The 12595-nt window shown below is 72.2% G+C and carries 10 protein-coding genes; 7 read left to right on the plus strand and 3 right to left on the minus strand.

Annotated elements, in window-relative coordinates; translation table 11 throughout:
- Window positions 1–634 (minus strand): phosphatase PAP2 family protein (locus ABT112_RS33970; RefSeq protein ID WP_351515668.1); only part of this gene is annotated, 634 nt, incomplete at its 3' end.
- A gap of 246 nt (window positions 635–880) precedes the next feature.
- Window positions 881–1888, minus strand: a complete 1008-nt coding sequence (locus tag ABT112_RS33975) for a C40 family peptidase (RefSeq protein ID WP_351515669.1) — start codon at window positions 1886–1888, stop codon at window positions 881–883.
- Between the two features lie 816 nt (window positions 1889–2704).
- Here ABT112_RS33975 and ABT112_RS33980 point away from each other — a divergent pair.
- The 6 genes from ABT112_RS33980 (at window position 2705) to ABT112_RS34005 (ending at window position 10446) form a co-directional block, all read left to right on the plus strand.
- Window positions 2705–3013, plus strand: a complete 309-nt coding sequence (locus ABT112_RS33980; protein ID WP_070019030.1) for a DUF8827 family protein — start codon at window positions 2705–2707, stop codon at window positions 3011–3013.
- A gap of 252 nt (window positions 3014–3265) precedes the next feature.
- A complete protein-coding gene (locus ABT112_RS33985; RefSeq protein WP_351515670.1) occupies window positions 3266–4117 on the plus strand; it encodes a hypothetical protein in 852 nt (283 codons plus the stop codon).
- Complete coding sequence (locus ABT112_RS33990; protein WP_351515671.1) at window positions 4107–5450, plus strand: hypothetical protein; 1344 nt, start codon at window positions 4107–4109, stop codon at window positions 5448–5450. The genes ABT112_RS33985 and ABT112_RS33990 overlap by 11 nt, the downstream gene beginning before the upstream one ends.
- Entirely contained in the window at window positions 5447–6994 is a 1548-nt protein-coding gene (locus ABT112_RS33995; RefSeq protein WP_351515672.1) for an SCO6880 family protein, read from the plus strand. The genes ABT112_RS33990 and ABT112_RS33995 overlap by 4 nt, the downstream gene beginning before the upstream one ends.
- A gap of 10 nt (window positions 6995–7004) precedes the next feature.
- Window positions 7005–8414, plus strand: coding sequence for an ATP-binding protein (locus tag ABT112_RS34000; protein WP_351515673.1), 1410 nt, complete (start codon window positions 7005–7007; stop codon window positions 8412–8414).
- A 1-nt stretch (window position 8415) separates the two neighbouring features.
- A complete protein-coding gene (locus ABT112_RS34005) occupies window positions 8416–10446 on the plus strand; it encodes a hypothetical protein (RefSeq protein ID WP_351515674.1) in 2031 nt (676 codons plus the stop codon).
- A 109-nt stretch (window positions 10447–10555) separates the two neighbouring features.
- Here the strand turns inward: ABT112_RS34005 and ABT112_RS34010 are convergent, their stop codons facing one another.
- Window positions 10556–11113 carry a GNAT family N-acetyltransferase gene (locus tag ABT112_RS34010; RefSeq protein WP_351515675.1) on the minus strand — a complete coding sequence of 186 codons (558 nt, stop codon included), beginning with the start codon at window positions 11111–11113 and terminating at the stop codon, window positions 10556–10558.
- 280 nt (window positions 11114–11393) lie between these two features.
- Between ABT112_RS34010 and ABT112_RS34015 the strand changes: the two genes are divergently transcribed.
- Complete coding sequence (locus ABT112_RS34015) at window positions 11394–12380, plus strand: hydroxyacid dehydrogenase (protein WP_351515676.1); 987 nt, start codon at window positions 11394–11396, stop codon at window positions 12378–12380.
- The last annotated feature ends 215 nt before the right edge of the window (window positions 12381–12595 follow it).

Consider the following 12595-nt stretch of genomic DNA (forward strand, 5'->3'; position numbering starts at 1 on the left):
GCACGCCGACGAAGACCGACGCCCTGGCCGCAACCCTTGCCCAGGCCGAACAGGCGGGCCACGACCCCGACGCGCTCTTGCAGCGGGCCATCGCCGCCGGCGCCAGCAGCAGCACGACCGCGGTGCCGAGCGCGAACCCGCCGATGACGTCCGACGGGTAGTGCACGCCCATGTAGACCCGGCAGAAGCCCTCGAGGAACGCGAGGGCGATGCCCGCCAGTCCGAACCTGCGGTCGGCGACGAAGATGCCCACGCCGAGCGCCATCGCCATCGTGGAGTGATCGCTGACGAACGAGAAGTCGGTCTTCCCGTCGACCAGCACCTCCAGGCCCCGGTGGTCCACGAAGGGCCGCGGGCGCTCCACGAAACCCCGGATCGGCACGTTGAGAAGCACCGCGATACCGGCGGCGAGCGGCGCCCAGACCAGCCCGGCCACGCCGGACGGCGCGTCCTCCCGCCGCCTGACGCCCCACCAGCACCAGACCATCAGCAGCGCCATCGCCGCCAGGATCCCGTACTCGCCGGTCCACTCCATGACCCGGTCGAACCAGTGCGGGGCGTCGGCGGCCAGCCCGTTGACGTCGTAGAGGAGGGATACATCGGGGTTCGACCCGGTCGATTCGACTCCGGCCATCAGGCGCGCCCCTTGTCTGTGCTCGGTGTGGAACTGCTGGGAATCCGCGGTCTCCTGAAAAGCTGCGTCCCCGGAGAAGGGAACGTCAGATCCCCGTGCAGGCGTTCCTCTCTCCACTGAATGATCACGAGGACGTTACCCAAGGGTGATCCATCATCGCAGCTCAGGGGGTGGGCTTCACGCGGAGTACAGCTCAAGGGCACACCGGGACGCCCCACCGGTCGGGCACGACGCAGGGGCACAGCCTTACGCAGAGTCGGCCGAGGGGAGCGCCTTTGCGCCATCCTCCGTGACCCGGGTCGCCCCGAAATAGTCCGGGGTATCGATCTTGTCGAAACGGATGACGGCCCCGGTGTACGGCGCGTTGATCATGTAGCCGCCGCCGACGTAGAGCCCCACGTGCCGGATGGCGCGCGAGTCGGAGAGGTCGTCCGAGAAGAACACCAGGTCCCCCGGGAGCAGCTCGTTCCGGCGCGGGTGCGAACCGGCGTTGTACTGGTCGTTCGCCACCCGCGGCAGCTCGATGCCGACCGACTTGTACGCCGCCTGGGTGAGCCCCGAGCAGTCGAACCGCCCGCCCTGCCCCGCCGTGCCGGTGCCGCCCCACAGATAGGGCGTGCCCAGCTTCTTCTGCGCGTAGTAGATCGCCCCGGCGGCCTGCCGCGACGCGGGGACCCGGGAGACCGGCGCCGCGAAGCTCTTGGAGAGGGTCGTGATGATCTTGACGTAGTTCTGGGTCTCCCGGATCTGCGGCACCCCGCCCGCCTTGATCACCCGGTACGCCCCGGCGTTGTAGGAGGCCAGCATGTTGGCGGTCCGGTCCCCCGGCACGTTCTTGACGTAACGGGCCAGCTCGCAGTCGTAGGAGGCCGCCGACGGAATGGCGTCCTTGGGGTCCCAGACGTCACGGTCGCCGTCGCGGTCCCCGTCGATGCCGTGCGTGGCCCACGTCCCGGGGATGAACTGCGCGATGCCCTGTGCCGCGGCGGGGCTGCGCGCCTCCGGATTCCAGCCGCTTTCCTGGTACAGCTGCGCGGCGAGCAGCGCCGGGGAGAGGGCGGGGCAGAGGTTGCCCCACTTCTGCACCAGCCCCTGGTACGCGGCCGGGACCGCGCCCTTCGCCAGACCGCCCGCGCTGCCGCCGCCACCGCCGGCGAGGTTCGCCGCCGCCGTGTACGTACCGACCACCAGGAGCCCGAGGAAGGAGAGGCACAGCCCTATCCCCAGTCCGCTCACGACCCAGATTTTCCGCACCCCTCAACCCTCCCCCATCCGGCGCGAGTTCACTGCATCATTGTCGGCCTCCGGCACGTCCGGAACCCGAACCCGCGGCCCCCGCACCGCCCGACGGCCCGGACCGGCGCACGGCGGCGTCCTCGGCTCTCCCCGTGCGCCCCCGGCGGCTGCCACACGTGTCCGAAAAGGCTCGCACAGCGCCGCGCCCCGGGGCTGCCCGCGGCTCGCGGCGGACGCCGCCTCCGGTGGCGGGTCACGTCGTTGCGCCGGACCGGCGGCCATCGCCGTCTCCAGATCGTGCGGCGCTGTCGCGGACCGTTCGGCGCCTCGCACCGCCCGTCGGGGCGCCTTGGGGGCCACCGGACCGGCCCCGGACCGAAGCGCGCCGCCCACCGGGCGAGGCAGGGCGGCGCGCGGAGGGGCGGCACGGGGCACGGAAGGGCGGTGCGGTGCGCGGGAGGCGCAGCCCGACCCGGCACGGCGCCCGGGAGGAGAAGCCGGAGGCCACCGTCCGCCCCGGAGCGCCCCACCGAATCCCACGCCCCCGCCCGGCGTTCGGCTTGCTCTCCGCCCCTGCCCCGCTTCCCTCCACTTCCCCCACCGTCAACCGGCGTTGCCCGGCGTCACACCCCGTGATACACACAGTGACAGCGCGTTCCGCAACACCCGCGACGACGCCCGTCCCGTGCCCGTGACCGGCAACACGCACGAGATCCGCCAAAATTGGCCGCCAAGTCGACATGCGAGAGCGGCATCTTCGGCGAAGATAGAGACTGACCCGTGCCGCACGGCAGGGCGGCGTACAACTACCCAATAGGGGCGGTGAGTTTCACAATGTTCCTGGCAGCCGACAAGGGCGACATCACCACCATCATCGGCGGCATCGCCCCGGACTGGGGACCGTTCGGGAGCCTGGGCAACGAGGCGCGCGTCATGGTCGAGGTCGTGATGGCGGTGGCGATCCTGCTCTGCCTCGGCATCGCCATCTGGGGCGCGGCCAAGCAGCGGATCGGCGCCACGGCCCTGCGCGACACCTTCAGCGCCGAACAGGGCAAGGGGCTGATCGTCGCCGGGCTGACCGGCGTCTTCATCATCGGATCCCTCGGCACACTCTTCACCATCGTCTACGGCATGGCGGTCTAGCGGCCCGTCCCCATCCGCTCAGGCCCACGGGTCGTCCACCCCTCCGCCCCCGAGGGCGGAGGCGGTCGGAACCCCTCCCGCCTCGTCCCACCTGTCCGTCGTGCCCACCGGCTGAGGTTGCGTCCCCTTGATGTCGTGTCACCACTCCGCGCCCACCCACGAACCAGCGCGTCTACCGTCGCCCTGCGCCCGCTGCGACTATGCATACGGCAAGGCATCGACGGAGGCTGAGTTCGAGGGGGCACGCCCAGCATGAGTCTCGGTGACGACGGATACGGCACCGGCTACCCGGACGACGGCCCGGGCGCCGGCCGCCAGACCCGGACCCGCCTGCCGGAAGGGGCGGGTGGCGACGGGTACGACGACGGCCGCCGCTCCCGCACCGCCGCACGGCCGTCGAAGGGCATGATCACCGTCGTGGGCGTGGTCGTCCTGCTGATCGCCGCGATCGCCTTCGCCAACCGGGGCGGCGGCAAGAAGGAGTCCGGCGAGGAACCAGGGGGCAGCGGCGCCCAGTCACAGCCGACGGCCCCGACGGGCGAGAAGCCGGTGACGGGCTCACAGGCGGGCATCGCCTCCGGCTTCCCGAAGACGAAGCAGGGGGCACAGAGCGCGGCGGCGAACTATGCGGTGGCGCTGGGGGGCGACGGGATGTTCCGCACCGAGACACGGCGCCGGATCGTGAACGCCGTGGCGGCGCCCGAGGCCAGGGGAGGACTGCAGTCGGGCTTCGACTCCGACTACAACAAGAGCCTGCTGTCCAGCATCGGCCTCAAGGCGGACGGCAGTTCTCCCGAAGGCATGACGTTCGTGAATCGCACCGTCCCGGTGGGCACGACGATCAAGCGCTTCGGCGACACCGCTGAAGTGGAAGTTTGGTGTACGGGCCTATTCGGCTTGGCCGGCGAGGGTTCCACCAAGCCCGTGACCAGCAACTGGTACACCGTCACGGTGAAGCTTCGGTGGACCGACTCGGACTGGAAGGTCTTGAAGACGGACCAGAAGCAAGGCCCCACCCCCGTGACGGGTGACAACCCGGTCTCGGGAGCCGACGAAATCGCAGGCGCAGTCGACGGCTACGGAGGCTTCACCTATGCCCGGTAAACACTCGGCCCGAGCCCTCACCACAGCCTCGGTGTTGGCAAGCTTCCAAGCCACGCTGGTCATCATGGCTACCCGTGCGGTCGCCGAACCGTCACCGAAACCGGATGACAAGAACGACCCCTGTGAGCTCATCGCCGGCCCCGCCAAGGAATACTGCGAACGAGGCGACAGCGCCCCCAGCAAAGCCGGCCAAGGCCCCGGCGACCCCCTCAGCGACAGCCCCCTCGACCCCCTCTCCTCCCTCGCCAAGGGCTGCGCCGACGCCGCCGCCTGGATCGTGCGGAAGCTTTCCAAGGCCGTCAGCGAGACCACCGAAGTCGACTTCACGAACACGGCCTTCCTGCGCCAGTACGCCGTCGTCTTCGCCGCCTCCACCATCCTCACCCTCCTCCTCTGGCTGCTCGCCGTCGCCAAGCGCGCCATCCGCGGCGTCCCGTTCACCGAGGCGATCACCGAGGCCGTCGGCTTCCTCTGGCTCACCGTCCTCGCCTCGGCCTTCACCCCGCTGATCCTCTATACGGTCGTCTCCGCGACCGACAGCGTCACCGAGGTCATCGCCGCCGGCACGGGCTCGCAGACCCAGACCTACTTCGGCTCGTTCGCCGAGGCCCTGAAGAAGGGCGACGACATCGGCGGCGGTCCGATCATGCTGATCGTCGTCAGCCTCGTCTCGATCCTGGCCGCCGGCGTCCTCTGGCTGGAACTGGTCATCCGGGCCGCGCTGCTCTACGCCGGCGCGCTCCTCGGGACGGCCGTCTACGCGGGCCTCGTCGACAAGAACATGTGGGGCCACGTGCGCCGCTGGGCCGGGATCATGATCGCGGTGATCCTCGTCAAGCCGGTGATCATCATCGTGCTCGGCCTCGCCGGGGCGCTCTCCGCCTCCGACGACGGCCCCGACGCCTTCTCGGCGGTCGTCTCCGGCCTCGCGATCATCCTGCTCGCCATCTTCGCCAGCGCCATGATCTACCGCTTCGTGCCCGGCTTCGGCGACGAGATCGCCGGCGCCCGCAGCAACCGCAAGGCCGCCACCGACGGCAGCCAGGCGGCGGCGGTCATCTCCTCCCCGGCCGCCCTGGTGAAACAGGGCATCAAGACGCACAGCAGCCGCGGTGGCGGCGGCAACGACCGGCCGTCCACCGCGCCCGCCGCGGCCGGCGGCGTCTCCGGCGGCGTCGCGGCCCACAGCTCCCGCGGCGGCTCCGCCCCCGTCCGCACCTCCGGCGGCGGCAACGCCCCCGCCTCCTCCGCCCCCGCACCCCGTACGCACGACCGTGGCACCGGCGCCGGGGCCGGCAACAACAGCACATCCTCAGGAGGTGAGCGGCGTTGACGACCCAGTCCCACCCGATCGCGCCCCGCCGCACGTATCTCATCGGCCGCGCCCGGCCCAACGCGATCGTCGGCAAGAACCGGGAGACCGGCGAGATCGCCCTGATCATCGCGGGCGCGTTCCTCGGCATGATGTGCGGGCTGCTCGTCCCCGTCCTGCCGCTGCGCATCGCCACCCTCGCCGGGTTCCCGGCGATCGCCCTCGCCGCCGTGTACGTGCCGTACAAGCACCGCACGTTCTACAAGTGGTTCGAGATCAACCGCTCCTACAAGCGCTCCCTGCGCAAGGGCGCCACCTACCGCTCCACCGCGACCGAGGCCGGCACCCGGCTCGACGGCCAGGAGGTCGAGGTCGGCCCGCCGCCGGGCATCGGCCGGATCAACTGGCTCTCCGCCCCCTTCGGCCCCGACGAGATCGCGGTGCTGCTCCACGCCGACCGGCGCACCGTCACCGCCGCCATCGAGATCGAGGGCCCCGGCGTCGGACTGCGCGACAGCGAGGACCAGGAGGCCCTGGTCGACCGGTTCGGGACGCTGCTCAAGCACGTGGCCAACGGCGACGGGTTCGTCACCCGGCTGCAGATGCTGGCCCGCACCCTCCCGGCCGACCCGGACGCCCACGCCAAGGACGTGGAGCGCCGCGGGGACTCCCGGTCCCCGGGCTGGCTCCAGGACTCCTACGACCAGCTCCAGTCGATGGTGTCCACCTCCTCCGAGCAGCACCGCGCCTACCTGGTCGCCTGCATGCACTACACCCGCGAACTGGCCGCCGAGGCCCACGCCATGGCCCGCGCCACCCACCGCGGCCGCGGCCGGCTCGACAAGGACGCCGGTCTGGCCGTCGTCATGGCCCGCGAGCTGACCGACATCTGCGCCCGGCTCACCGAGGCCGACATCCGGGTCCGCCAGCCCCTCGGACAGGGCCGGCTGGCCTCCCTGGTGCACTCGATGTACGACCCGGACCACCCGATCGACCACATCCAGGCGATGACCAAGCGCAACGCCTGGCCGGCCGAGCTCGACGCCCGGGAGGCCACCTACCTCCAGGCCAAGACCCGGGAGTCGGGCACCCGCGCCCCCTGGTGCCACGCCACGGCCTGGGTGAAGGAGTGGCCGATGACCCCGGTCGGGGTCAACTTCCTGGCCCCGCTGCTCGTCCACACCCCGGACGTCATCCGGACCGTCGCGGTCTGCATGGACCTGGAGCCGACCGAGGTCGCCATCGAACGGATGCTGACCGAGAAGACCAACGACGAGGCCGACGCCTCCCGCGCCGCCAAGATGAACCGCACCGTCGACCCCCGCGACATCGCCGCCCACGGCCGCCTCGACCAGCGCGGCGAGGACCTGGCGAGCGGCGCGGCCGGCGTGAACCTCGTCGGCTACCTCACCGTCTCCTCCCGCAACCCCGAGGCCCTGGCCCGCGACAAGCGGACCATCCGCGCCTCGGCGGGCAAGTCCTATCTCAAGCTGGAGTGGTGCGACCGCGAACACCACCGGGCCTTTGTGAACACGCTGCCCTTCGCGACCGGTATCCGACGATAGGGGCCCCGCCGTGCTCGATCCGCTGACCGCCGCCACCGAGGCGTTCACCAGCTTCCTCTTCGGGAAGGTGGAGACGACCCGGCTGCCGGTCCGTACCTCCACGGGCCAGGCACAGGCCGTCTATCTGCCCACCGCCGCCCCCGGCCTCGGCGACTCCGGAGTGATCATCGGGCGCGAGGTGTACTCGGGCAAGGGCTACATCTACGACCCGTTCCAGCTCTACGGCCAGCAGCTCCCCGCCCCGCACTGGCTGGTCCTCGGCGAGTCCGGCAACGGCAAGTCGGCGCTGGAGAAGACGTATGTCCTGCGGCAGCTGCGGTTCCGCGACCGGCAGGTCGTGGTGCTGGACGCCCAGGGCGAGGACGGCGTCGGCGAGTGGAACCTCATCGCCGAGGAACTGGGCATCACCCCCATCCGGCTCGACCCGGTGGCGGCCCTGGACGGCGGGATCCGGCTCAACCCCCTCGACCCGTCCATCACCACCACCGGCCAGCTCGCCCTCCTCCGCACGATCATCGAAGTCGCCCTGGGCCACGGCCTCGACGAACGCTCCGGCTTCGCGCTGAAGGTCGCGCACGCCTACGTCAACGAGACCATCACCGACCGGCAGCCCGTCCTCACCGACATCGTCGAACAGCTCCGCCACCCCGAACCGGAGTCGGCGGAGGCGATGAACGTCGAGCTGGACGACGTACGGGCCTGGGGCCTGGACGTCGCCCTGGTGCTGGACCGGCTGGTCGACGGCGACCTCCGCGGCATGTTCGACGGCCCGACGACCGTCGGCATCGACCTCGACGCCCCGCTCATCGTCTTCGACCTGTCGCACATCGACCGCAACTCCATCGCGATGCCGATCCTGATGGCGATCGTGGGCGTCTGGCTGGAGCACACCTGGATCCGCCCCGACCGCAAGAAGCGGATCTTCCTGGTCGAAGAGGCCTGGCACATCATCAACTCGCCCTTCGTGGCACAGCTGTTCCAGCGGCTGCTGAAGTTCGGCCGCCGGCTCGGCCTGTCGTTCGTCGCCGTCGTCCACCACCTCTCCGACGTGGTCGACGGAGCCGCGGCCCGGGAGGCGGCAGCCATCCTCAAAATGGCGTCGACCCGCACCATCTACGCCCAGAAGGCCGACGAGGCACGCGCCACCGGCCAGGTGCTCGGCCTCCCACGATGGGCCGTGGAGATCATTCCGACCCTCACCCCGGGCATCGCGGTCTGGGACGTCAATGGCAACGTCCAGGTCGTGAAACACCTGATCACCGAGGCGGAACGACCGCTGGTCTACACCGACCGCGCGATGACCGAGTCCTCGATGAGCCAGGAGGCCCTGGCCGTGGAGCAGGCCGCCGAAGCGGAGGCGGAGGAGCGCGCGGCCCAGGCCATGGAGGAACGGCTCGCGGACGAGTCGACGGTGGCCTGACGTGACGGCGTCCGCCACGGGAGGAAGCCGGGACGGGCGGCCCCAGCGCGGCGTCCCCGACAGTCTGCTCGTCGGGGTCCTCGGATTCCTGCTGGGCCTGACCCTGCTGGTGTGGACGGCCACCGGCCTGGCCGCGCTGTTCACCCACGGGGCGTGGCCGGACGGAGTCGCCTTCACCCGCACCCCGTTGGCGATGCGCCACCTGGTGACCGAACCGCACGACCTGGCGGCCGCCTGGCCGGGCGCCCGGCCGGACCGCCTCTCGGGATACGGGCTGTTCTGGGGCATCCTCATCAGCGAACTGATGGTGCTGTTCGTGCTGTCGGTCTTCGTCATCGGCGTGCTGACCCGCTGGAAGGCCGTACGCGCCGCCGCCCGCCACGACCGGGACGCCCCGAAGGCCGCCCGGGGACACGGCTCCCCGGCCCCCGCCCCGACGGCCGGGACGGCCACCGCCCCGGCGACCGGGCAGATCACCACCGGCCCGTACGGCCCGAAGACCGGCCGCCAGGGACCGACCGAGCACCACCCGGGCGGAGCACCCGCCGCCTGGGCACCCCCGGTCCACCCGGACCCGGCGGCTCCAGACCCGGGCGCCCGGCCGGACGTCCCCGGTCACGCCTTTCCGCCCGACGCCCAGCACACGTTCGCCCCCGACACGGGAGCACTCGGAACGGGAGCACTCGACGCCGGAGCACCGGGCCCCGGAGCGCTGGGCCTCCGAGCACCGGGCCCCGGAGCACGCGGCGCCCCGGTCCCCGGCAGCGACGACGGACCCCAGCACCCCACCGTCACCCCGGGCACCGGCGGCCACCACGGAACCGGTCTCCCCACCGACGGCACCGGAGCAGCCGACGCCGTCCCAGGAGCCCCCGCAGCAGGCCTCCCGACGCCCCATGGCTCCCCCGCGCCCCTCCCCGGCGCTCCCGCGGCGGGCCACCCCGGCGCGTGCGCCCACAGCCGGCCCCCGGCCCCCGGGTACGCGACCACCGCGCCTCCCCCGGAGTCCGCCACGGCCCCCCGCTCCCCGGCCGGCCTCCCGGGCACGGCCACCGAAGCCGTTCTCCCGACGCAGGCAGCGACCGCCGCCTCCCCCACCCGACAGCAGCTCACCGGGGTGCACTTCACCGGCCTCCACCGCGGCCCGGACCTTGCCGTGCAGGCGGTCCTCGACGCCGACGGCCCCGTCCTCGTCACCACCTCGGACCCCGCGGTGTGGTCCCGGACCAAGGACACCCGCGCCAAGCTCGGCCCGACCCACCTCTACGACCCGAGCCACCTCCTCGACACCCCGGCCCGGCTGCGCTGGTCCCCGACCGCGGGGTGCGAGTCCCGCGATGTCGCGGCCGCCCGCGCAACAGCGCTCCTCGCCCCCGTCCGGCCGCCGCACGCCCTCGACTCGGCCATGGCGGACGCCGCCGCGACCCTGCTCCGCTGCTGGCTGCACGCCGCTGCGGCGGATGGCAAACCGTTCCGCCAGGTGCACCGCTGGGCCTCCGGTGCCGCCGCGCACGAGCCCGTCCGCATCCTCCGCACGAACGCCCGGGCCGCCGCCGGTTCCGCCGGGGAACTGGAAGCCACCCTCACCGGCCATCCCGAACGCCGCGACATCGCCCAGCAGCTGACGGCCCGTGCCCTCTCCGCGCTCTCCTCGATCCACATCCGCGACGCCTGCAATCCCAAGCGCGCCGATTCCCTGGCACTGGAGTCATGCGTAGCCGAAGGGGGAACGCTCTACGTGGTGGGCGAAGCCATCGAGGACCCACGGACCCACCCGGGTGCGATGCCCCTGCTGACCGCACTCGTCTCCAGCGTGGTCGAGCACGGCCGCCGCATGGCCGAACGGTCATCCGCCGGCCGGCTCGACCCACCACTCACCCTGGTCCTCGACGACGTCGCCGCCGTGGCCCCGCTCCCGCAGCTCCCGGAACTGCTCACCGAGGGCCCGGCGCTGGGCATCCGCACCCTGGCGCTGCTGCGCTCGGAGGAACAGGCCCGCGCCCGCTGGCCCCACCGCAGCCTGGCACGCTGACCGCCGCCCGGCCTCCCCACTGGCCTCCCCACCGGGCCCACCACGGCCTCCCGTACGCCCCGGGGCCCTCGGCATCCGGGGATCAGGCGTCCGCCCAGCGAACAGGGCGTCAGGGCCGGAGCAGCACCATCTCGTACTCCGTCTCCTCGGGAATCGGCGGAAAGGCCATGGTCGCGCCCGTCCTGACGAACCCGAGCCGACGGTAGAAGGCCTGCGCCCGCGCGTTGTCGCCGTGCACCCAGAGCCGCACCCGTTCGGCCTTGGTGTGCTCCCACGCCCACGCGGTGGCCCCGCGGAACAGCTGCTCGGCCACGCCCGTCCCCCGGTGTCCCGGGCGCACATAGACGCTCACCACATGGATCTGCGGCGGCACACCCCTGTCTGCCGCCTTCTCGCCGTCCGCCGTCATCGACGGGCCCGTCTCGTCGAGGAGTACGAGCATCGCGACCCAGGCGCCGTCCGGACCGCTCGCGATCAGGCTGGTGGCGTCCCCGCCCTCGGCGACGGGGGTGGCCCGGCCCCGCCAGAAGGCCTCGGACCGCACGGCCTGGCGCTCGAAGGTGTCGACGAACGCGACACGCGCCACCGGATCGCGCAGCGCCGCGAGCCGCAGCTCCTTCAGCTCGGCCCAGTCCTCGGCCCCTACGGTGCGGATCTCGTAGCCCATGCCCCGATGCTCGCACGAGCACCCGCCGCGGGTTCGGCGCTCGCGGTCGGCGCCGCACCGGAGTCGCCCCGGCGGGCCACAACGAACGCGCCGCTCAGCGGAGGGCACCTCTTCCCGGGACTCCCTGCGGACCGGATGGGGCGCCACCAGAGACTCAACGGCACCCACCCCACGGGTCATTGACCGGCCGCCGAGCCGGTTCTAGCCTCCACGGCACAAGCGCAGACCGCTCCCGGGCTGCCGGAGAGGACTGGTGCACTCCGTGGCCGACCGTCGCCCCGTGGCAGTGATCTCGATGGGGGCCGACGCCGCCGCCGCGGCTCTCCCCTCCGACCTGCGTCACCGGCTCGCGGCCACGGTCGAGCTGGAGCCCGACCTGATCGCCCCGGATCCCCCCGCCCCCTACGCCCCGGACGCCCTGGCCCGGACCGAAATCCTGCTGACCGGCTGGGGCACACCCCCGCTGGACGCCACGGCGCTCGACCGGGCGCCCCGGTTGCGGGCCGTCGTCCACGCGGCCGGCTCGGTCAAGCAGCATCTCTCACCCGAGGTGTGGGAACGCGGCATCGCGGTCTCCTCCGCGGCCGACGCCAACGCCGCCCCGGTGGCGGACTTCACCTGCGCCGCGATCACCCTCGCGGCGAAGCGTGCCCTGTCCTCGGCCGCCCGGTACGAGACGGGCCGGCCGAGTCTCGCGGACCGGCAGGGGGCGGACGGCCGCACCATCGGCATCATCGGCGCCTCCCGCATCGGCCGTCTCGTCATCGCCCGACTGGCGGCGCACGACGCGGAGTTCCGCATCCTGCTCACCGATCCGTACCTCAGCACAGCGGACGCACAGGCACTGGGCACGGAGCTCGTCTCCCCCGACGAACTCTGCCGCCGCAGCAGCATCGTGAGCATCCACGCACCGCAACTCCCGGAAACCCACCATCTGCTGAACGCCCATCGGCTGTCGCTGATCCCGGACGGCGGCACGGTCATCAACACCGCCCGCGGGTCCCTGGTCGACACCGACGCGCTGACCCGGGAGTGCGCGACCGGCCGGCTCGACGCCTGCCTCGACGTCACCGACCCCGACCCCCTTCCGGCCGGCCACCCCTTGCTCGCCCTGCGGAACGTGCTGGTCACTCCCCATATTGCGGGCGCTCAGGGCAGTGAGGTCCGTCGGCTGGGTGCGTACGCGGTGGCCGAGGTCGAGCGCCTGGTCCACGGCCGGCCCCTGCTGGGCCGAGTGACGGCAGCGGACCTGCCCCGCATGGCGTGACGCACCTCGAAGCACCAAGCACCCCAACTCTCCGGCCGAAGTGGCCGGTTGCGGGTGTCGTGTCGGGACAGGAAATTCGGTCCCCGGGGTTTCGTGAATCCGGTCCCGGGCGTGCAGGGAAAACGGGTCCGGAAATGACTCAACCCCCGGGCACATGCCCGGGGGTTGAGTCTCAATGATTGTTCGGCGGCGTCCTACTCTCCCACAGGGTCCCC

It is taken from the genome of Streptomyces sp. NPDC002055, from assembly GCF_040296705.1.
GTDB lineage: Bacteria > Actinomycetota > Actinomycetes > Streptomycetales > Streptomycetaceae > Streptomyces.

What these genes read in the sequence shown, in the direction of transcription:
- ABT112_RS33980 (WP_070019030.1), top strand. Translation starts at nt 2,705, where the DNA reads ATGTTCCTGGCAGCCGACAAGGGCGACATCACCACCATCATCGGCGGC.
- ABT112_RS33985 (WP_351515670.1), top strand. Translation starts at nt 3,266, where the DNA reads ATGAGTCTCGGTGACGACGGATACGGCACCGGCTACCCGGACGACGGC.
- ABT112_RS33990 (WP_351515671.1), top strand. Translation starts at nt 4,107, where the DNA reads ATGCCCGGTAAACACTCGGCCCGAGCCCTCACCACAGCCTCGGTGTTG.
- ABT112_RS34010 (WP_351515675.1), bottom strand. Translation starts at nt 11,113, where the DNA reads ATGGGCTACGAGATCCGCACCGTAGGGGCCGAGGACTGGGCCGAGCTG.